Source organism: Blastococcus sp. SYSU D00820 (assembly GCF_054050695.1).
Window position 1 is genome coordinate 123008 of record NZ_JBJGZW010000012.1, and the last position, 19372, is coordinate 142379.

Here is a 19372-nt window from a genome sequence, read left to right on the forward strand (position 1 = left end):
CGTGAGGGGGGCGGGGTGGACGGCGAGTCCTTCGGTCCCTACCGGCTGCAGGGCCTGATCGGCCGCGGCGGCATGGGTGAGGTGCACCGCGCCTACGACACCGAGCACGACCGGGTGGTGGCGCTGAAGCTGCTGTCGCCGCACCTCGCCGCCGACGCCGGCTACCGGGCGCGGTTCCAGCGCGAGGCGCAGCTGACCGCGCGGCTGCGCGAGCCGCACGTCATCCCGATCCACCGGTTCGGCGAGATCGACGGCCGGCTGTTCCTCGACATGCGGCTGGTCGAGGGCGAGGACCTCGCCACCCGGATCGCCCGGGCCGGGCCCATGCCCGTGGAGACGGCGCTGACCGTGGCCGGCCAGGTGGCCGAGGCGCTGGACGCCGCGCACGCCGACGGCCTGGTGCACCGCGACGTCAAGCCGTCCAACATCCTGCTCACCGGGCGGGCCGACCGGCCGTTCGTCTACCTGGTCGACTTCGGCATCGCCCGGTCCGCCGACGACCCCGCGGTGCTCACCGAGACCGGCACGGCGATCGGGTCGCTGGAGTACATGGCACCGGAGCGGTTCGTGACCGGGCGCGACGTCGACCGCCGGGTCGACGTCTACGCGCTGGCCTGCGTGCTCTACGAGTGCCTGACCGGGGTGCGGGCGTTCCCGTCCAACAGCCTGCCGACGGCGTACCACGCGCACTGCTACACCGACCCGCCGCCGCTGTGGGTGCGCCGGCGCGACGTGCCGCCCGCGCTGGACGGCGCGCTCCGCCAGGGCCTGGTCAAGGACCCGCTGCACCGCATCGGCAGCGCCGGGGCGCTGGTCGAGGCCACGCGGCAGGCGCTGCTGCCGCCGCCGGTGCCGCAGGGCCCGCCGGCCCGCCGACCGCCCTCGGCGGCGACCCGGGTGGACCTGCCCCCGCCGGTGGCCGTGCCGGTGCCCGCCGGCCAGTCGCCCGCCGGGCAGCCACCCGCGGCGCCGTACGCCCGGCGGCCGACGCCGCCGGCGGGGTACGCCGTCGCCGCCCGCCCGGTGCCGGTGCAGCCGGTGCCGGTGCAGCGGCCGCCGACGCGGCTGCAGCCGGTGCCGGGGCAGCCGATGCCGCTGGCCGGGCAGCGACCGGCGGCGGCGCCCGGGCCGATGCCGGGACAGCGGCCGGCCCCTCCCCCGGCGCCGTGGGCCGGCCCGCCGCCGCAGCAGCCGCCCCGCGCCCGGCGGCACGGGGTGCTGGGGCACCTGGTGGCCGCGGTGGCCGCCGTCCTCCTCGTGGTGCTGGTCGCCGCCGGGGACGACCTGGACGTCGCGTACGGCACCGCGCTGCCGCTCGGCTTCGGCCTGACGGCGGCGGCGAGCACCGCGGCGATCGGCCTGACGCTGGGGCTGCGCGACCTGGTCGACCGGGCCGGCGGGTTCTGGTGGGTGCTCGGTGCGATCGCCGCCGGCACGCTGGCGCTGTGGGCGCTGCGCCCCGAGGCCGGCGCGGATCCGCTGCTGGCGTTCGCCGGCGCGCAGGCGGCCGACCTGGTGGTGTGGCAGCTGCTGCGGCGGGCGGCCGGGTGGCGGTTCGCGCTGTGGGCGTCCAACGCCGTCGGCGCGGTGGTGCTGGTCGAGCTGCAGCTCGCGCGCGGTGCACCCGACGCCGTCTGGGGCGACGCCGTGGTGATCGGCTACGTCACCGTGGCCACCTGGCTGGTGGCCGAGGTCGGCGCCGCGGTGCTGGCCCTGGTGCGCCCCCGCCGCTGAGCGGCTGCGGGTGCGTGGCTCAGCGGGCGGTCACCAGGTCGTCCGCCCGGCGCTGATGCGGGCCACCGCCGCGTCGATCCACGGCTGGTGCGAGTCCAGCCCCTCCGCCGTCGCCACCGCGCGCAGGGCCGCGGAGACCACCTCGACCGGCGCGCCCGCCGCACGGTCGGAGGCCAGCTCGTAGGAGAGCAGCGCCTTGATCCGTGCCTCCAGGGGCAGTCCGTCCAGGGTCGAACGCCAGTTGTCCGTCACGGTCATGGCGGCGTCGGTGCCCGCCGTCCCCGGGCGGCCATGCGCGGCGCCCGGCGTGTCCGGACGGAACCGTTCCGGCGTGTCGCGGAGGCGCCTCCCCCCATGGGGTGAGGCGCCGGCTCGCGCGGTCAACGGGGGTGTGCTGCGGCCCGATCTCCCCGGTGCGGGACCTGCCCCGCACCGTCTCCCGGAGGCCCCGATGTCCGCACGCTCCGCCGCCGTCCTGCTCCTCGCCGGCGGCGTCCTCGCCGGGTGCGGGCTGGGCTGGTCGGACAAGGGCGCCACCGTCGAGCCGGCCGCCGCCGAGCCGGTGGTCGTCGACGTCGACTGGAAGCCGCCGGCCTACGACGCCGCCGGGTGCCACTCGCGCGAGGAGTGGCTGGCCGGCGGCTGGGACGGCGCCACCTGGGACGAGTGGCCGATCGACATCCACCGCGGCGACGCCACGGGCGACGGCACCGACGAGGTCCTCGTCCAGCTGACCTGTCCCGCCCCGACGTCGACGCGCGCCGACGACGTCGTGGTCTTCGACGTCTCCCGCGGCGAGCCGCTGCTGCGGGGGCTGCTCGGCGGGGGGCTGTCCTTCATCGGTGCCGACGTCACCGCCGGGGACGGCCGGGTGACCCTCACCGGGCCGACCCGCGCCGGCGCCGACGCGCAGTGCTGCCCCGAGCACTTCGGGACCGTCGTGTACGAGTGGACCGGTGCCGACTTCCGCGTGGTCTCGGAGGAGGAGGTGGCCACGACGCAGCCGGTCGTCGACGGCGACCTGCCCGACGGCACCTACACCGGCATCCTCCGGGCGGCCTCCGACGACCAGGTGCTCCTCGACAGGGTCGAGTGGTTCACCGGCCCGGCCGCCGAGCAGGCCTGCCGCGAGGACCGGCTCACGGTCACCGACATGGAGTACTGCTCCATGTACTACGTGCGCGACGAGGACGACCTGGTCGTCCGGCTTCCCGTGGCGGCCGATGCCGCCGTCTCCTACCTCGACGACTACACGCTGGACGAGATCGCGCTCCCCGGCGCCGGCGCGCTGGACGGGACGTGGCTGGTCGTGGACGCCGGCGACCCCGTCGTCTACACCAGCGTGACCGTGACCGGCGGCGAGGTCACCGCGATCAGCCAGGTCTACACCCCCTGAGACCCGGGGACGGCGCGCCCGTCCCCGCCCCGGTCCAGCCGGCCCCGCCCTGTCCCGAGACGGCGGGGTCTGCTGCTGTCCGCGTCGGGGTCAGGGCCCACCGTCCGCCGTCCGGGTGACCCCGTCCGCGACGGGGACGTCACGCGCCGCGGAAGTCGACCTCCCCGCTGCCGACCGCGGCGGCCGTCCGTCCCGGCGCGGCCTGGAAGCTCCAGTACAGGTTCGTGTGGGCGACGACCTGCGCCGGGTCCGGGGCGCCGTACGCGGTGAGGTCCTCGGTGGTGTGCGCGTCGGTGACCAGCGTGACGTCGTACCCGCGGACGAAGGCGCCGTGGATCGTCGAGCGGATGCAGGCGTCGCTCTGCGCGCCGACCACCACCAGGCGGCCGACGTGGCGGTCGAGCAGCACCTGCTCGAGCTCGGTGTCCTCGAAGGAGTCGCCGTAGCGCTTGTGCACGAGCGGCTCGGCCTCGTCGGGCGTCAGCTCCGGGACGATCTCCCACTCGTCGCTGCCGAGCGGCAGCTCGTCGGCAGAGTGCTGGATCCAGACGACCGGCACCTGCTCGGCGCGCGCCCGGTCGACCAGGCCGGCGATCCGGCCGACGACGGCGTCGCGGTCGTGGGCCCCGCCGACGACGCCGTTCTGGACGTCGATGACGAGCAGCGCGGTCTCCGGACGGTTCTCGAGCGTGGTCACCGGGCCAGCCCACCGCCCGGGACGGCGGCCGTCAACACACGGCGATGACTTCCGACGGCGGTCGCCGTCTGTCGTGGTGGGGTGTGGGCGGACGGCGTCCCGCCGCCATGGCAGGAGGGCTTCGACATGACCGGCACGACCGACGACCTCGACACGCGCGTGGCGGCCGAGCGCACGGCACTGCTCGCCGTCCTCGACGGCCTGGGAGAGCGGGAGTGGCGGACACCGAGCCTCTGCGCGGGCTGGTCGGTGCGCGACCTCGTGGTCCACCTCCTCATGCCCTACGAGCTCACCGGCCCCCGGTTCCTCGCACTCATGCTGCGGGCCCGGTTCGACTTCGACCGGGCCGCCGACCGCTGGGCGCGGGCGGACCGGCGCTCCCCGGAGGAGGTCGTCGCCGGGCTCCGCGCCACCGAGGGCCGCCGCTTCGCGGTGCCGGGCGCCCCGCCCGAGGGCGAGCTCAGCCACCTGGTCATCCACGCGCAGGACGTCTACCGACCGCTCGAGGTCCCCTCGCCCACCGATCCGGAGAGCGCCCGGATCGTCCTCGGCCAGCTGACCGGTCCGCGCGCCCGGCGGGCGCTGCCGACGGGCGTCCTCGACGGTCGCACCTTCGTGGCCACGGACACCGACTGGCGGCACGGCGAAGGCCCGGAGGTGACCGGCCCGGCGGCCGCCCTGGTGTCGGTCATCAGCGGCCGCACCGCTGCCCTCGCCGATCTCGGTGGCGACGGGCTCGCCGCGCTGCGGACCCAGCTCTAGCGGACGACATCGGGCACACGGTCACCCCGGTCGCTCCGGTCACCGGCCAGACGGTCCTCCTACCGCGTCCGACACGCCGCGCGGACGGGAATGCGGGCGGCCGCGCCCGTGCTGAAGGGGCCAATCCCCCCACTTTCTCCCAGCCAGGAGCGTGCCCTGACCATGCCCACCCTGCTGCAGTCCCGGGACGACGTCGCCTCCTCCGCCCCCGCGCCGGCCCGCCGGCCGCGGCGCCGGGTCCCCGGCAAGCTGATCGCCGCCGGCGCCGCCGTGGCGGTCGCCGTCCCCGTCGTCGGCGCCGTCGCCGGCTGGATCTCGGACTGGTCGACCCCGTTCGAGGAGACGACGATCGACCGCAGCACCACGCCCCTGCTGGTCGCGCTGGAGGACCTCGAGGAGTACCACGCCGCGACCGGCACCTTCCAGGTCGTCATCGACCAGGAGCGCGACGTCGCCTGGGTGCCCTCGTTCGTCAGCGGTGAGCGGGTGCAGTTCCTCGCCGTCGGCACGGTCGACGCCTACGTCGACTTCTCCGACCTCGACGAGGACCGCGTGGCGCTGTCGGAGACCGAGGAGGGGACGTCGGCGACCATCACGCTCCCGGCGCCGCAGCTCGGGGACGCGCACGTCGACCCCGACGAGAGCCGGCTGCTCGACAGCGACCGCGGGCTCGTGCAGCGGGTGGGCGACCTGTTCGCCGACAGCGCCGACGACCAGAGCGGCCTCTACGCCGACGCCGAGGACGAGCTGGCCGGGGCCGCCGCGCACAGCGACCTGCTCGACCGGGCCGAGGACAACACCCGCGACATGCTGACCGCGCTGGCCGGGTCGCTCGGCGTCGACAGCGTCACCGTGGAGTTCGAGGAGGCTCCCGGCGCGGGGAGCTGAGCCTCAGCGGGCCGGCACGGAGTCGTCGACGACCACCCACGGGCTGGTCTGGGTGGGGTCGAACAGGCCGCGCGGGGTCCAGGCGCACACCCAGCCGTTGCCGTTGCGGTCGACCAGCTGGCCCCGGTCGTAGCCGGGGATCGGATCGGTGGCCGGGTAGCGGGTCCACGACGCGCCCCACTCCGCGCGGTCGGACTGGGCGCCCCGCGGGCACGCCCCGCCGCTCGCCGGTGCGGCCGACGCGGCCGGTGCGACGACGAGACCGGCCCCCAGCAGGGTGGCGGCGGTGGCGGCGACGACGGCGGCACGGCGCATGGCGGGCTCCTCTGAGGTGGGGTCGGAAGGCCGACGCTAGGGAGGACCCGGTCCGGCGGACAGGGTCCTTCGCCCGTTGCGCACGCCCCGAGGCGAGGCCATGTCCGTCGACCGCGTCACCGGCAGCGACGGTCGCGCTAGCCCGCCGCCCGCCGCAGCGTGTGCGCCCAGGCCGCGTTCCGAGGCCGGATCTGCGGCGTCGGCGCACGCGCCGGTTCAGGGGCCGGCGGGGTCCGGGACGGCCAGGACGACGACGTTGTCCGCGTACTGACCGGTGCGCTCGTCGAACTCCCCGCCGCAGGTGACGAGGGCCAGCTGGGCCGGCCCGTCGGCGCGGAAGAGCTCGGCGGGCAGGGCCGCCTTGGCGTAGGACGTCCGCGAGGCGACCACGTACTGGTGCACGTCCCCCACCGCGTCGGTGACGGTCACCCGGTCGCCCATGGCCAGGTCGAGCAGCCCCTCCAGCGGTCCTGCGCCGTAGACGGCCGAGTCGACGTGCCCGGCCACCACGGCGGTCCCGGCCGGGTCGCCGGGCACGGCGCCGGCGGCGTACCAGCCCAGGACGCTGGGCCGCTCGGGCAGCTGCAGTGCGCCGCCGGGCAGCACGCCGACCGGTACCAGCGGCACCGGGTCGGGCGTGGCGGGCAGGGTCACGGTGACCGGCGCGGCGTTCGCCGTCGCGACCGGAGCCGGCGGCCGGCTCGGAGGAGGCGGCGGCTCCGGGCGGGGGGACGTCGGGCTCGGCGGCGCCGTGCTCGCCGGCGCCGTGGCCGCGATGGGTGTGCCGAAGTCGGGGGCGTCGGCTCGGGGCCCGGTGCCGACCAGCACGAGCCCCGAGCCGACGAGCACGGCGCCCGCGGCGACCAGCACCCAGGGGTGCCGGAACCGCGGGGCCGTCACGCCGCGGTCGCCCGGCGCCGGTGCACCAGCCCCACCGTGCCGGCGAGGAGGGCGATGCCACCCGCGCCGGCGATGCCCCACCCGATGAGGTCGGAGTCGCCGGCGGCCTGACCGCCGCTGCCGGCGTCCACGGTGGTCGGCAGGCCGTAGGCGGCCGCCAGGTTCCGCAGCTCCACGAGGTGCTGCTCGACGACCGGTGCGCTGGCCCGCGCTAGCTCCAGGACCGTCGGGTCGCTGCCGTTCTCCAGTTCCCGCTGACCGGCCGCGAGCGTGGTCGTGTGCGAGGCCAGCTGCTGCGAGATCCACGCCGAGTCGAACGCCTGGCCGGTGTTCTGCTGGACGGCGGCCAGCTGCTGCTGCTGCTCCGCGCTCGGCTCGGCCGGCAGCTGCACGCCGAGCTGCTGCGCGGCCTGGGTCAGCTGCTGGTCGAGCTGGGTGTGCATCTGGATGAACATCTGACCGAGCTGGCGCACGCGGTCGTCGGTCGCCGACTGCTGCGCGGCCTGTCCGGCGGCGATCTCGGCGAGGTTGCTCTGGTGGGCGGCCTGCATCCACGAGACGTCCTGCTCGGACGGCGCGGCGAGGGCGGGTGAGGCACTGAGGACGACGGCGCCGAGCACCGCGGCCGGGAGGAGGAAACGGGACAGCAGACGCATGCGGACTCCATGACGGCATGCAGGCGACCCGGGGCTGAGGCCGCGGTGGGTGAGGCCCCGCCGCTACCCGTGTGACCCGCATCTCATGCGCACGACAAGATCGCGCGCGACCTTGCCTCCGGGCGTCGGAGGTCGGACGCCGGGCGGCTGGCGGCGGCACCTTCGCCCGAGGGGTACCCGTCCACGGCCGAGTCAGGTACAAAGGTACGGACAACTTGTACGCACAACCGGCGCGCCGCTGCGCACGGAGGAGTGCTCCATGAGTTCCACCCCGTCCGGTACGGAGCGGTCCCGCGTGCCGCTGTTCGCCACGATGAACCGGATCCCCGGTGGGCTGATGCTGATCCCGCTGGTCCTCGGCTCGGTCTTGGGCACCTTCGCCCCGGACGCCCTGGCCATCGGCAGCTTCACCACCGCCCTGTTCCAGGACAGCGCCCTGCCGTTCATCGCCCTGCTGATCTTCGCCACGGGCACCCAGGTCACCTTCCGCACCGGCGGCCCGGTGCTGGCCCACACCGGCGTGATCCTGCTGTTCAAGAGCCTGATCCCGGCCGGCCTCATCGTGCTGCTGGGACTCTGGGTCGGGCTCGACGGCTTCTGGGGGCTGTCGATCCTGGGCCTGCTCGCGGCCTTCGACAACAGCAACGGCGGCCTGTGGCTGGCCTTCACCGGCAAGTACGGCGACAACCGCGACCGCGGCGCCTACCTCGCCTCGGCGATCAACGACGGCCCGTTCTTCTCGCTGCTGTTCCTGGGCGCCTCCGGGCTCGGTGACATCCCGGTGCTCACCCTGGTCGCCGCGGTCGTGCCGTTCATCCTCGGCGCCATCATCGGCAACGTGGACCCGCAGTGGCGCGAGGTGCTGCGCCCGGTGCCCAACATCGTCATCCCGTTCTTCGCCTTCGCCCTCGGCACCGGCATCGATCTCGGAGCGGTGGTCACCGGCGGCATCGGCGGCATCGCGGTCGGCGTCGCGGTCGTCCTGATCACGGGGTCGCTGGTCTACGTCGGCTACCGCTTCATCCTGCGTCGTGGGCGGAAGGCCGGCATCGGCTTCGCCTCGGCGACGACGGCCGGCAACGCCATCGCCACCCCGGGCATCGTCGCGGCCGCCGACCCCCGGTTCACCGAGTTCGTGGGCACCGCGACCGCGCAGGTGGCCGCCTCCGCGCTGGTCACCGCGATCCTCGCGCCCGTCGTCGCGTCGTTCGTGCTCAAGCGCGCCGGCGGGCTGACCACCGAGGACGAGCTCGACGTGCCGGAGGCCACCGTGTCCGGCGGCCCCGAGGGCGGCGCGCGCGACCCCGGCACGACGGACGGGCGACCGTGACCCGGATCGGCATCGTCGCCGACGACCTGACCGGCGCCACCGACACGTCGGTCCAGTTCGCCCGTCAGGGCTGGCCGACCGTGCTGCGCCTGCGGCCGGACGGCGAGCGCCTGGCGGCGGCCGGCGTGCTGGCCGAGTGCACCGACGCCCGCGCGCTCGGCGACGAGGCCGCCCCGGTCACCGCCGCCGCGGTCACCCGGCTGCACGAGTCCGGCGCCGACCGGCTCTACGTCAAGATCGACTCCACGATGCGCGGCTCGGTCGCGGGTCAGGTGCGCGGCGCGCTGGAGAGCTGGTCGGCCGTCCGGCCGGCCGCCTTCGCCGTCGTCTGCCCCGCCTACCCGGCGATGGGCCGGGTGGTCGCGGACGGCGTCGCACTCGCCGGTGGCCAGGCGCTGGAGGACGGCCCGGCCGGGCGCGACCCGGTCACCCCGGTGCGCACCTCCCTGCTGGCCGAGCTGCTGCCCGGCTCCGCGCACGTGCCTCAGCCGGCCGGCGGCGGCGCCGACGAGCTGGCCGCGGCACTGGTCGCGGCCGGCCGGCGAAGCCGGGTGGTCACCGTCGACGCCCGGGACGACGGCGACCTGGCCCGCATCGCCGAGGCGGTCACGCAGCTCGGCCCCGACGCGGTGCCGGCCGGCTCCGCGGGGCTGGCCGGCGCGCTGGCCACCCGGTGGCAGCCCGATACGGGCACCGCCCGGCCCGAGCACCCGCCGACGGACGAGCGGCCACTGCTGGTGCTGGTCACCTCGCTGCACCGGGCCGCCCGTGAGCAGGAGGCCCGCCTGCGGGACGAGTACGGCGACGACCTGCTGCACCTGGCTCCCGGCGCCGCGGACCTCGCCGACGAGGCGAGCTGGGCGGACTGGACGGCGCGCGCCGTCCCGGGAGACGGCGCACCCGCCCTGGTGCTGGTGACCGCTCCCGAGGAGCGCACCGCCGACTCCCGCGCGGACACGGTCGCCCGGGCCCTGGCCGATCTCGTCGCCCGCCTGCACGCCGCGCGGCCGTTCCGCCGCGTCGTCGTCACCGGTGGCGACGGCGCCCGGGCGCTGGTGGACCGGTGGGGGTGCACGGGCATCGAGGTCGTCGGCGCGGTGGACGAGGGCGTTCCGCACGGCCGGCTCGTCGGCGGCGACGTCGACGGGCTGGCGATCACCACCAAGGCCGGCGGCTTCGGCACGCCGGACACCCTGGTCCGCGCCGTGGCACCCGCCGGCCGGGCCTGACAGAACGCACGAGGAGAGGACAGACGTGGACAAGCCCACGCTCGCCGTGACCATCGGTGACGTCGCCGGGATCGGCCCGGAGATCACCGCCAAGACCCTGCTCCACCACGCGGACCTGCGCGACGAGTGCGTGCCCGTCGTCGTCGGGGACGCCGGCGCGATGCGCCGGGCCGTAGAGGCCGTGGGCGGCGATCCGTCCGTCGTCCGCGAGATCGAGGACCCGCGCGCGGCGACCAACGAGCCGGGCACCGTCGAGGTGGTGCAGGTCGGCGACCCGATGCCGGAGGTGCCGCTCGGCGAGCTGAGCCCGGTCGCCGGCGACGGGTCGTACCGCTTCGTCGTCGCCGCCTGCGACCTGGCCAAGGCCGGCAAGGTCGACGGGATCGTCACCGCTCCGCTGAACAAGGCCGCGATGCACTCCGCCGGCCACGCCTGGCCCGGGCACACCGAACTGCTGGCCCACGAGTTCGGCGTCGAGAACTTCAGCCTGGTGCTGTCGGCCGGCGACCTCTACCTGTTCCACCTGACCACGCACGTGTCGCTGCGCCAGGCGATCGAGGCGGTCACGCCGCAGCGGACCCAGGCGGTGCTGCGGCTGGCCGGCGCGTTCACCCGCGCTCTCGGGCGGCCGGACGCCGAGGTGGCGCTCGCCGGGCTCAACCCGCACGCCGGGGAGAACCGGATCTTCGGCGACGAGGACGCCGACGTGCTCGAGCCGGCCGTGGAGGCGGTCCGCGCCGAGGGCGTCAACGCCATCGGCCCGCTGCCGGCCGACGCGCTGATCCCCGCCGCGGTGAAGGGCAAGTACGAGATGGTCGTCGTCTGCTACCACGACCAGGGGCACGCGCCGTTCAAGGCCGTCTACGGGGACGACGGCGTGAACATCACCGTGGGCCTGCCCGTGGTGCGGGTGTCGGTCGACCACGGCACCGCCTTCGACATCGCCGGCAAGGGCATCGCCCGCGAGGGCAGCCTGGTGCTGTCCTGCCGACGGGCCGCGGCGCTGTCGCGGGGCTGGGACCAGGTCTGGCAGACCGCCCAGGACTCGGCCGCACAGCTGGGCGCCTAGGGTCGCGCAGGTGCCGAGCCCCTCCCTCGACCGCACCGCCGGGCGGCCGCTGCACGCGCAGGTCGCCGACGCGCTGCGCGAGCAGATCCGCGACCACCGCCTGCCGCCGGGATCCCCGGTGGACAGCGAGAGCGTGCTGCAGCAGCGGTTCGGGGTGGCCCGCTCGGTGGTCCGGCAGGCGCTGGCCACGCTAGTGGCCGAGGGGCTGGTCGAGCGGAGCCGCGGGCGGGGCAGCGTGGTGGCGCCGCCCCGGCAGCACCGCCGGCTGGTCCAGCGCGCCAGCGGGCTGTTCGCCCAGATGGCCGCGGAGGGGCTGGAGGTCACCACGGAGGTGCTGGGGCTCACCGAGGACGCGGCCGGTCCGGACCGCTGGCTCGGCACCGACCGGGTGCTGCGGCTGGAGCGGCTCCGCCGCGTCAACGGGCGGCCGGTGGCCCGGATCCGGACGGCGCTGCCGCTCCCCCGCTGCGCCGGGCTGACCGCCGACGAGCTCACCGACGCGTCGCTGTACGAGGTGCTCACCCGCCGTTTCGGCGCCCGACCGACCGGAGGACGGCGGCAGGTGCGGGCGGTCGCCGCCGACGCCGACCTCGCCCGCGAGCTGGACACCGAGCCGGGGGCTCCCCTGCTGTTGCTCGAGGGGCAGACCTGCGACCAGGACGGCGCACCGCTGGAGGTGTTCGCCACCTGGCACCGGGCCGAGGACGTCGCCTTCGACGTCGACCTGGTGGTCGACGCGGGCGACGCCGCTGCCGGGCCCCCGGCCGACTCGCCCCCATCGCCGCCCGGCGACCTGCGGGCGGCGGCGGAGCAGGCGCAGCAGCTCGCCGATCGGCTCCGGGCGCTGGCCGACGGGACCAGCTGACCGCAGCGTGTGCGCCCAGGGCGCGTTCTGCGGCCCGGACTGCGGCGTCGGCGCACACGCCGGCGGGGCACCCGCCTCAGGCGCGGGTCAGCGTCAGGTCCCACGACGACTCGGTCACCGACACGCTCCTCGATCCCACCGGCCCGCACCCCGAGGTGACCTCCTCGGTGTACCGGCCGGTCAGCGTCTCCCCGTCGAGGCGGAGGTCCAGGGCCCAGCGACCGGTGACGAAGCCGCCTCCGACGCAGGAGTCGAGCGCCCAGGGCGGAACGGAGCCCGAGGCGGAGACCCCGTCCCCGGACGGCTCGAGCTCCACCGGATCGTCGAACACCTCGACGGTGCAGGCCGTCCACGAGCACTCGACGACCAGTTCCGCCTCCTCGCCCGGCGGGCAGACGACCGCCTCGCACGAGGCCACCGTCTGCGTGCCGGTCCAGCGGCCCTCGAGGTCGGAGCCGGGAGCGTCGGAACCGAACCCGAACACGAGCAGGTAGGCGACCACTCCCCCGACGATCAGCACGCCGAGCACGGCGATCAGGACGATGGCCGGGCGGCGGGATGGGCGCTCGGGTGCGGACGCCGTGACTGCCGTGTCCCCGCCCATCGGCCGTCCCCTCGCGCACAGGTCCCCGATCGCGGGGCCAGTGTGGTGCGGGGCGGCCGGACCGTCGAGGGCCCCGCGCACGGGTCAGCCGTCCACGTACCGGTCGCGCTCGACGACGAACTGACCCGTCGCGGTGTTGGCGTCGACGAACTCCGGCAGCAGCGGGATCCGCACCGTCACGGTCACGCAGACCGAGAACTCCTCCCCCGGCGTCAGCGTCGGCGTGTACGAGCCGGCGGCGTCACAGCCGGCACCCACCGGCGCGTAGGCCACGCGGACGTCGCTCACGTCGACCGACTGGTCGGCGACCGCGAGCTGCGCTGCCCGCAGCGCCCTCGCCTGCCCGGACACGGGGTCGTCGGCCGTCCCGATCGCCCGGCCGGCCTCGCGCGCGGCCGCGGTCGAGGCGAACACCCCACGCTGCACCGCCGAGAACCCGGCCACCACGTAGACCAGCGGCACGAACACCACCAGCGCGACGAACACGAACTCGACCAGCGCCGAGCCGCGCTCGCCGTCCCGGGCCGGCCGGTCCCGCAGCCACCTCACGCCGGCGCCTCCGCCACCGCCCGGCCGGTCACCTCGAGCGGCAGCAGGTTGCCCAGCCCGGCCAGCAGCGCCGGCACCGACCCGGCGCAGCGGACGACGACCAGCGTCAGCCCCGTGTCGTCGACCTCTTCGGCCGCGGTGCACGCCAGCCCGTCGGCGGTCTGCTGCGACGTCGCCTGCGCCACGATCTGCCGGGTGCGGTCGGCCGCCGCCGACGACGGCACGTCGGCGTTGGCCGCGTACCGGGCGCCCTCCTGGGCGCTGGCGGTCACCACGTTGCGCACGTGCACGTAGACCGCCACCTGCAGCACCGCGAGCAGCAGCACCACGACCAGCACCGAGACGAGCACGAACTCGACGACGGCGCTGCCCCGCTCGCCCGGCCCCTCCGCAGACCTCCGCTGCGAGCGCACGAGCGGTGGGAGGCGGAAGGGTCCGCTAGCCACCGCTCGTGACGGAGCTCAGCGCGTTCTGCACCGCGTCGACGATCGCCTCGCGGAACGGGATGAGGATCGCCAGCACCAGCGCCGCCGTCATCACGGTGATCATCACCCAGCCGGGGACGTCACCCCGCTCGGGGTCCTCGTCCCGCACGCGATCCGCCAGGGCGCCCAGCGCCGCCATCAGGTACGCGTAGGCGCGCATCCGTCGTCCTCCACTCCTCCCCCCGCGCTCACTGCGCGAGGGACACGATGCTGATCAGGCCCGGGAACAGGGCGAAGAGGACGGTGACCGGCAGCACCAGGAAGACGACCGGCACCATCATCGCGATCTCCTTGCGGCCGCCGGCCTCCAGCAGCCGGCGCTTGCCCGCCTCCCGCACGTCGGCGGCCTGGGCGCGCAGCACCTCGGCCAGCGGGGTGCCGCGCTCGATGGCCACGAGCAGCCCGTCGACGAACCGGGCCAGCGCGTCGAGCGAGGTGCGGTCGGCGACCTGCTGCAGCGCCTCGGTCAGCGGCACCCCGGCGCGGGCACGCCCCAACGCGGCGCCGAGGTCGCGGGCCAGCTCGCCGCCGGAGAGCCGGGTCACCCGGTCGATCGCCGCGGCCGGGCTCTCGCCGGCGGTCACCGCGAGCGCGAGCAGCTCGGCGACCACGGGGAACTCGGCGAGCAGCAACTCCTCCCGCCGGCCCACCTGCTGGGTCAGCCACCAGTCGCGGCCGAGAACCCCGCCGAGCAGGCCGGCCACGCACAGCAGCGCCACCGACAGCACGTTGACGCTGCCCGCCACCACCGAGCCGACGGTCGCCACCACGGCGGCGCCGGCCAGGCCCAGCCCGCCCCACACGACCTGCTCGATGCGGAAGTCCTCGACCGTGCCGTCGCCGCCGAGGGCGTCCAGCCGGCGGCGGACGGCGGAGCGGCCACCCAGCACCCGGTCGACCAGCCGGGCGCCGTCGGCGACCACCGGGCCGAACACCCGGCGCGCAGCGCTGAGCAGGCCCGGCTCGGTCGCCGTGCCGAGCAGCCGGGACGGCGGTGGGGTGTCGTGCACGTAGGGCGCCAGCCGGTCGACCAGTCGCACCGAGCGGAACGGCGGCGCGAAGGAGACGACGAGCAGCAGCCCGGTCGCCGCGGCGAGCCCCAGCAGCATGCCGACCAGGGCAGAACTCACTGGAGCACCCGCACGTCCTGCGGCAGCCGCCCGATCCGAAGCATCAGCCGGTAGGCGAGCACGCAGACCGCCCCGCCGCCGAGCAGCAGCGCCGTGCCCGCCGGGGAGTCGTAGGCGGCCAGCGTCGTGGACTGGGTGGCCAGCAGGAGCAGCACCACCCATGGTGCGGCGACCGCCAGCCGTGCGGCCTGCACCACCCAGCCCTGACGGGTCTCCAGCTCCGCGCGGGCGCGGGCGTCCTCGCGCAGGAAGGTGGCCAGCGTGCGCAGCACCCGGCCGAGGTCGCTGCCGCCCACCTCGCGCGCCACCCGCAGCGTCTCCACGATCCGGTCGCCGACCGGGTCGGCGAGGTCGTCCTTGAGCCGGTCGAGGCAGTCGCCGAACCGGCCGCTGCTGCGGTAGTCGGTGGAGAACCGGGCGAACGGCGGGCGCACCACCTCCGGTCCGCGGACCGCGAGCGCGCCCAGCGCCTCGGGCAGCGACAGCCCCGCGCGCACGGCCGACGCGAGGTTGTCGACGACCTCCGGCCACACCTCGCGCAGGTCGGCCCGGCGGCGGGCGGCCAGCCGCCGGACCTGGACGGCGGGCAGCGCGAACCCGAAGACGGCGAACGCCAGGCTCACCGTCACGGTGCCGGTGGTCAGCAGGACGACGACCAGCGCGGTGAGCCCCAGCCCCACCTGCAGGGCGAGCAGCTGGGCGGCGTTGATGCCGGTCAGGCCGGCGGCGGCGAGCAGCTGCTGGCGCCGTCCGGCCTGCCGGGGCGTCGTCCGGCGCTGCGGCGCGCGCGGACCGCTGCGCCAGATCAGCAGCAGGCCGACGCCGAGAAGCAGACCCAGGAGCGCACCCGACAGGCTCACGCGGACCTCCGCGCGGCGCCGTCGTCCAGCAGCGCGGCGAGGTCGAGCCCCAGCGCGGCGAACCGCTCGGGGTGCGGCGGGTAGCCGGCGGCGCGCACCAGCCGCCCGTCGCGGGTGGTGAAGACGTCGGCGAGCTCGACGACGCCGTCCTCCGCGCGACCCGGGACGGCCACGATCTCGCGCACCCGGCGCTGCCCGGACGGGTCGGTGCCGACGTGCACGACGAGGTCGACGCTGGCCGCCACCGTCGGGACGACGAAGGCATGGCCGATGTTCTCCCCGGCCAGCAGCGGCAGGGTGCACATCTTCGTCACGGCCTCGCGGGCGCTGTTCGCGTGCAGCGTGCACATGCCGGGCAGGCCGCTGTTCAGCGCGATCAGCAGGTCGAGGCACTCCTCCTGGCGCACCTCGCCGACCACGATGCGCGAGGGCCGCATGCGCAGCGCCTCCTTGACCAGCCGGCGCAGCGGGATCTCCCCGGCGCCCTCCAGGTTGGGCTGGCGGGTCTGCATGGCGACGACGTCGGGCAGCGGGACGCGGAGCTCGAACACCTCCTCACAGGTGATCACCCGCTCGCGGGCGGGGATCGCGGCGCAGAGGCAGTTGAGCATCGTGGTCTTGCCGGCCTGGGTGCCGCCGGAGACCAGCACGTTGAGCCCGGCGGCGACCGCGGCCTCGAGGAAGCGGGCGGCCTGGGCGGTCAGCGTGCCCAGGGCGACCAGCTCGTCGAGGGAGTGCGCCTGCAGCACGAACTTGCGGATGTTGACCGCCATGTGGCGCCGGGTGATGTCGGGGATGACCACGTGCAGCCGGGACCCGTCGGGCATCATCGCGTCGACGAACGGCGTCGACATGTCGATGCGGCGGCCGCTGGTGCGCAGCATCCGCTCGACCAGGTCGGCCAGCTCACCGGCGCCCAGGATCGTCGTGGTTAGTTCGCTGCGGCCGCGCCGGGCGACGAACACCCGGCCGGGCTCGTTGACCCAGATCTCCTCGACCTCGGGGTCGTCCAGGTACCGCTGCAGCGGCCCGAAACCGGCCACGCGGTCCAGTACGTCGCGGACCACGGACTCCGGATCGCCGATCGGCGGCAGCGCCGAGGTCAGCGACCGCTCCGAGTAGTCGGCGACGACGTCGCGCACGAGCACCCGCACCGGCGCGGGGTCGGCGAGCGGATCGAGGCCGCGCCGGCGGATCAGTTCCCGGACCTCACCGTCGACGACCTCGAGCGCACTGGTCGCAGTCGGCACGGCACCCCCGTCGGCCTGGTCGAGAACGTGGACCGGGACTGTAGGAGAACCGCGCGGTCCGCCGTGTCCCCCGAACGGGGACCTGTGGACAACCCAGCGTCACGACCACCGGACCGGGTGACACGCGAGGCGGTGGCTGCCCCCGACGGGAGCCGTCCGAGGAGACCAGCACCGCGAAGGTGCCGGCAGGACGTGGCGAGCCGGCTCACACGGACACAGCCACGCCTGAACCTGCCGATGTGGAAGAACATGACGCCGTCTCGTGCCGCCGTCTCCGTGCTGGAGGGCGCTGCCAACACGGGTGCCTGCCCCGAATGCGGGGTGGACACAGCGGTGGACCTGGACCTCCGCATCAAGCCGCACAGCGGCTACGGGGGCAAGCCTGCAGTCTGTACCGGCGGGGGCAAGCCTGCCGGGTACTTCACGGCCGCGGTGTTCCCCCAGCGGCCAGCTCGGGCCCCTCACGCGGTGTTCAAGGAAGCCACGGTCAGGTTCCAGGACAACGCGGCCTGGCGGACACGTCTGACCTGCGCCACGTGCTCGAAGGTCGAGACGTTGGCCTATGCCACCTTCCAGCGCGTCGAGATGCCGTTCCACGGGAGGTGGGTGCAGGGCAACAGGGAGCCATGCCCCGGCGGTGAGGCTGCTGCGGAGAAGCAGGAGCTCATCACGCGTAGGACCGATCGCAGCGACGCGATCGTGGGGATCGGCTTCGTCGTCGCGATCATCCTCGTCTGCTTCTTCGCACTGAGCAGCTGCCTCGGAGACGACGACCCGGAGGCCACTGCCAGCAGCGGCGATCACTCGACCTACGACTCCTCGAACAACCCCGACGACCCCCCGAGCGCCGCGACGCCCACCCAGGACACCTCGATACGCGACTACGTGCGCGCGGCAGGGGTCAGCGACCAACTCGTTCGCCAGCTGGGCCAGGTAGCCGGGGACACTGGCTACGGCCTGACGCGGGGGGTGCCCCTCGCTTTCGAAGACGCACAGTCGTTCGCAGTCGTGATGATCGACAACTGCAGGGATCTCCACGCTGGCACTGTGACCGTTCAGGGCATGATCGACCGCGATGTGAGCGACGGCGCCCCTGTCGCCGACGCCCGAGCCATGGCGGATTTCCTCGAGCGGATCTTCTGCCCCGCCGTGAACTGAACGGGACCCGGAGGGCTCCGGAGACCGAGTGATCGAGGAGCCTGGGACTGATCGGAGTCGGTCCGGCGGCCTCGAGGCCTGCCTGCTTGCGCGGCCAGCACGTCTGGATGACCTGCCCCCTGGCGCACCTCACCCCCGGACGCCGAGCTGCCATCCACTGCCAGGATCCCGGCGACCGCGAGGGCAGGCGGCTCGGCGGACTCTCGCGCGACGATCACGTGGCCTTCACCGCGGCCACCGACAGCACGCGCCCGACCAGGTGACGGGGTGGACCGTGCCCGGCGGGCGCGCCGCCGGGCTGACCGTCGACGACGGGTCCGGCGACACGTGGTCTGCCGTCCAGTCTCCGGCGTCTCCCCTCGTCACCTCCGTGGACGCGCGACCGCCAGACCTGCTTCGACCGCCGCCGGATCGGATTTGATGGCCGCGTACTCGTTCATGTGCAGGTGCTTGTGCTCCAGCCGTATCTCGGGGCTGCCGCTGAGCACCTTCGCCGCGACCTCCACGGCCAGGTTGAGAGTTCTCTCGACCGGGACCCACGGCACCTGCTCGCCGTCGCGGATGACCCACCAGTTCCCCTCGCCGTCCACGACGAGTGGCTTGTCGTACGTCACCATCTCCGGCTCGTGCCAGTTGCTGCGCGTGACGGAGTGGCCGGTGCGTATCAGGCCCGCTCGGGCGACGAGCTTGCGGTCCCGTCGCTTGAAGACGCCCCCGCGGCCCGAGACCACGTAGCGCTCCCCTTCCGACCAGACCTTCTCGGCGGCTCGGTCGCACAGTGCGACGACGCCACCGGCCTCGTCGAGAGCGGCATCCACTGCGGCGGCCCACTGCTCTTCGGGGTAGTACCCCCAGTACTGCTTCACGTCGTCGGTCAACTGCAGCAGGCGCCCGATCGGATCACCGGTCGTCGGCAGCGGCGGAGCCATCGACCAGTCGATGGCAGCGACGGCTGCTTCCTCAGCCGCGACGAGGCAGGCCCCGCACAGCCACAGGTCGTTCACCTCCGCCATCAGCTGGCCGAGGGTGCCGCCTTTGAGCCCACTCCCTGTCCTGTCGGTATGGTGCGCGGCCTGCACGGGGTTGAGGGGTTGGTACTGGCGCCGCTGGTCCTCGGAGACCTGTGTACCGACGTGGCGCCAGCACAGGTTCGTGTGACACCTGACGCACATGCCTGAGGCCTTGCCACCGCACGCGCTGCAGGTCTCCATACATCCACCCTCTGAAGCGTCGATCTGCGCCCGGCCGACGGCTACCGGTCGTCGACAGCACCGACCGCCGGCGCGCCGAGCCCACTGTTCGTGTCCTTGACCATCGGCAGAGCGAGAGGTCGGCAGCACCACCTGGCACGCCCACAGCCGATCCGCTGCCGGTCCCCAGGACGTCCGCGTCTCCCCCAGGACATCCCGTCGGCGAAGCCGCGCATGACTTCCACTCCTCCGTCCGGCACGGGGTGGTCCCCGGACGCTCGTGCTCTGCCCACCACCGTGGGCAG

22 protein-coding genes are annotated in these 19372 nt (G+C 75.0%); 9 read left to right on the forward strand and 13 right to left on the reverse strand.

The annotated features are described in order from the left end of the window. Window positions 1–15: 15 nt before the first annotated feature. Window positions 16–1734 carry a protein kinase domain-containing protein gene (locus ACI79R_RS14285; RefSeq protein ID WP_456574297.1) on the forward strand — a complete coding sequence of 573 codons (1719 nt, stop codon included), beginning with the start codon at window positions 16–18 and terminating at the stop codon, window positions 1732–1734. 30 nt (window positions 1735–1764) lie between these two features. Here ACI79R_RS14285 and ACI79R_RS14290 read toward each other — a convergent pair whose 3' ends face one another. Further along, the gene (locus tag ACI79R_RS14290) at window positions 1765–1992 is read right to left on the reverse strand and encodes a hypothetical protein (RefSeq protein ID WP_456574298.1); all 228 of its coding nucleotides are present in this window, start codon (window positions 1990–1992) and stop codon (window positions 1765–1767) included. Window positions 1993–2185: 193 nt separating this feature from the next. Here ACI79R_RS14290 and ACI79R_RS14295 point away from each other — a divergent pair, with 193 nt between their 5' ends. Beyond that, window positions 2186–3130 carry a hypothetical protein gene (locus ACI79R_RS14295; protein ID WP_456574299.1) on the forward strand — a complete coding sequence of 315 codons (945 nt, stop codon included), beginning with the start codon at window positions 2186–2188 and terminating at the stop codon, window positions 3128–3130. 139 nt (window positions 3131–3269) lie between these two features. Here ACI79R_RS14295 and ACI79R_RS14300 read toward each other — a convergent pair whose 3' ends face one another. Then, entirely contained in the window at window positions 3270–3827 is a 558-nt protein-coding gene (locus ACI79R_RS14300; protein WP_456574300.1) for an isochorismatase family protein, read from the reverse strand. 126 nt (window positions 3828–3953) lie between these two features. Here ACI79R_RS14300 and ACI79R_RS14305 point away from each other — a divergent pair, with 126 nt between their 5' ends. Then, window positions 3954–4589 carry a maleylpyruvate isomerase family mycothiol-dependent enzyme gene (locus tag ACI79R_RS14305; protein ID WP_456574301.1) on the forward strand — a complete coding sequence of 212 codons (636 nt, stop codon included), beginning with the start codon at window positions 3954–3956 and terminating at the stop codon, window positions 4587–4589. A 162-nt stretch (window positions 4590–4751) separates the two neighbouring features. Next, a complete protein-coding gene (locus tag ACI79R_RS14310) occupies window positions 4752–5477 on the forward strand; it encodes a DUF4230 domain-containing protein (protein WP_456574302.1) in 726 nt (241 codons plus the stop codon). A gap of 3 nt (window positions 5478–5480) precedes the next feature. Here ACI79R_RS14310 and ACI79R_RS14315 read toward each other — a convergent pair whose 3' ends face one another. The 3 genes from ACI79R_RS14315 to ACI79R_RS14325 all read right to left on the reverse strand — a co-directional run bounded on the left by ACI79R_RS14315 (window position 5481) and on the right by ACI79R_RS14325 (window position 7348). Beyond that, window positions 5481–5792, reverse strand: a complete 312-nt coding sequence (locus tag ACI79R_RS14315; protein WP_456574303.1) for a hypothetical protein — start codon at window positions 5790–5792, stop codon at window positions 5481–5483. Between the two features lie 216 nt (window positions 5793–6008). After that, the gene (locus ACI79R_RS14320) at window positions 6009–6692 is read right to left on the reverse strand and encodes a class F sortase (protein WP_456574304.1); all 684 of its coding nucleotides are present in this window, start codon (window positions 6690–6692) and stop codon (window positions 6009–6011) included. Further along, window positions 6689–7348 carry a DUF4142 domain-containing protein gene (locus ACI79R_RS14325; protein WP_456574305.1) on the reverse strand — a complete coding sequence of 220 codons (660 nt, stop codon included), beginning with the start codon at window positions 7346–7348 and terminating at the stop codon, window positions 6689–6691. The genes ACI79R_RS14320 and ACI79R_RS14325 overlap by 4 nt, the downstream gene beginning before the upstream one ends. A gap of 259 nt (window positions 7349–7607) precedes the next feature. Here ACI79R_RS14325 and ACI79R_RS14330 point away from each other — a divergent pair, with 259 nt between their 5' ends. The 4 genes from ACI79R_RS14330 to ACI79R_RS14345 are packed head-to-tail and all read left to right on the forward strand — an operon-like array spanning window position 7608 to window position 11841. Continuing rightward, window positions 7608–8678: a 2-keto-3-deoxygluconate permease gene (locus ACI79R_RS14330; protein WP_456574306.1), complete on the forward strand. Its 1071-nt coding sequence runs from the start codon at window positions 7608–7610 to the stop codon at window positions 8676–8678. Then, window positions 8675–9907, forward strand: coding sequence for a four-carbon acid sugar kinase family protein (locus tag ACI79R_RS14335; protein WP_456574307.1), 1233 nt, complete (start codon window positions 8675–8677; stop codon window positions 9905–9907). Before ACI79R_RS14330 ends, ACI79R_RS14335 begins: the two co-directional genes overlap by 4 nt. A 25-nt stretch (window positions 9908–9932) precedes the next feature. Next, window positions 9933–10976: a 4-hydroxythreonine-4-phosphate dehydrogenase PdxA gene (gene pdxA, locus ACI79R_RS14340; protein ID WP_456574308.1), complete on the forward strand. Its 1044-nt coding sequence runs from the start codon at window positions 9933–9935 to the stop codon at window positions 10974–10976. A gap of 10 nt (window positions 10977–10986) precedes the next feature. Then, window positions 10987–11841 carry a GntR family transcriptional regulator gene (locus ACI79R_RS14345; RefSeq protein WP_456574309.1) on the forward strand — a complete coding sequence of 285 codons (855 nt, stop codon included), beginning with the start codon at window positions 10987–10989 and terminating at the stop codon, window positions 11839–11841. A gap of 76 nt (window positions 11842–11917) precedes the next feature. Here the strand turns inward: ACI79R_RS14345 and ACI79R_RS14350 are convergent, their stop codons facing one another. The 7 genes from ACI79R_RS14350 to ACI79R_RS14380 all read right to left on the reverse strand — a co-directional run bounded on the left by ACI79R_RS14350 (window position 11918) and on the right by ACI79R_RS14380 (window position 16719). Then, the gene (locus ACI79R_RS14350; protein WP_456574310.1) at window positions 11918–12445 is read right to left on the reverse strand and encodes a hypothetical protein; all 528 of its coding nucleotides are present in this window, start codon (window positions 12443–12445) and stop codon (window positions 11918–11920) included. Between the two features lie 84 nt (window positions 12446–12529). Beyond that, window positions 12530–12994 carry a hypothetical protein gene (locus ACI79R_RS14355; RefSeq protein WP_456574311.1) on the reverse strand — a complete coding sequence of 155 codons (465 nt, stop codon included), beginning with the start codon at window positions 12992–12994 and terminating at the stop codon, window positions 12530–12532. Beyond that, window positions 12991–13440, reverse strand: coding sequence for a TadE/TadG family type IV pilus assembly protein (locus ACI79R_RS14360; protein WP_456574312.1), 450 nt, complete (start codon window positions 13438–13440; stop codon window positions 12991–12993). Before ACI79R_RS14360 ends, ACI79R_RS14355 begins: the two co-directional genes overlap by 4 nt. Beyond that, on the reverse strand, window positions 13433–13639 hold the full coding sequence (locus ACI79R_RS14365) for a hypothetical protein (protein WP_456574313.1): 207 nt from the start codon (window positions 13637–13639) through the stop codon (window positions 13433–13435). Before ACI79R_RS14365 ends, ACI79R_RS14360 begins: the two co-directional genes overlap by 8 nt. 28 nt (window positions 13640–13667) lie before the next feature. Next, on the reverse strand, window positions 13668–14609 hold the full coding sequence (locus tag ACI79R_RS14370; RefSeq protein ID WP_456574314.1) for a type II secretion system F family protein: 942 nt from the start codon (window positions 14607–14609) through the stop codon (window positions 13668–13670). Next, window positions 14606–15469, reverse strand: coding sequence for a type II secretion system F family protein (locus ACI79R_RS14375; RefSeq protein ID WP_456574315.1), 864 nt, complete (start codon window positions 15467–15469; stop codon window positions 14606–14608). Before ACI79R_RS14375 ends, ACI79R_RS14370 begins: the two co-directional genes overlap by 4 nt. Then, window positions 15466–16719 (reverse strand): CpaF family protein, encoded by a 1254-nt coding sequence (locus ACI79R_RS14380; protein ID WP_456574316.1) that lies wholly within the window; start codon window positions 16717–16719, stop codon window positions 15466–15468. The genes ACI79R_RS14375 and ACI79R_RS14380 overlap by 4 nt, the downstream gene beginning before the upstream one ends. A 192-nt stretch (window positions 16720–16911) precedes the next feature. Between ACI79R_RS14380 and ACI79R_RS14385 the strand changes: the two genes are divergently transcribed. Further along, a complete protein-coding gene (locus tag ACI79R_RS14385) occupies window positions 16912–17877 on the forward strand; it encodes a hypothetical protein (protein ID WP_456574317.1) in 966 nt (321 codons plus the stop codon). Window positions 17878–18239: 362 nt separating this feature from the next. Here ACI79R_RS14385 and ACI79R_RS14390 read toward each other — a convergent pair whose 3' ends face one another. Then, complete coding sequence (locus ACI79R_RS14390; RefSeq protein WP_456574318.1) at window positions 18240–19088, reverse strand: hypothetical protein; 849 nt, start codon at window positions 19086–19088, stop codon at window positions 18240–18242. Between the last annotated feature and the right edge of the window lie 284 nt (window positions 19089–19372).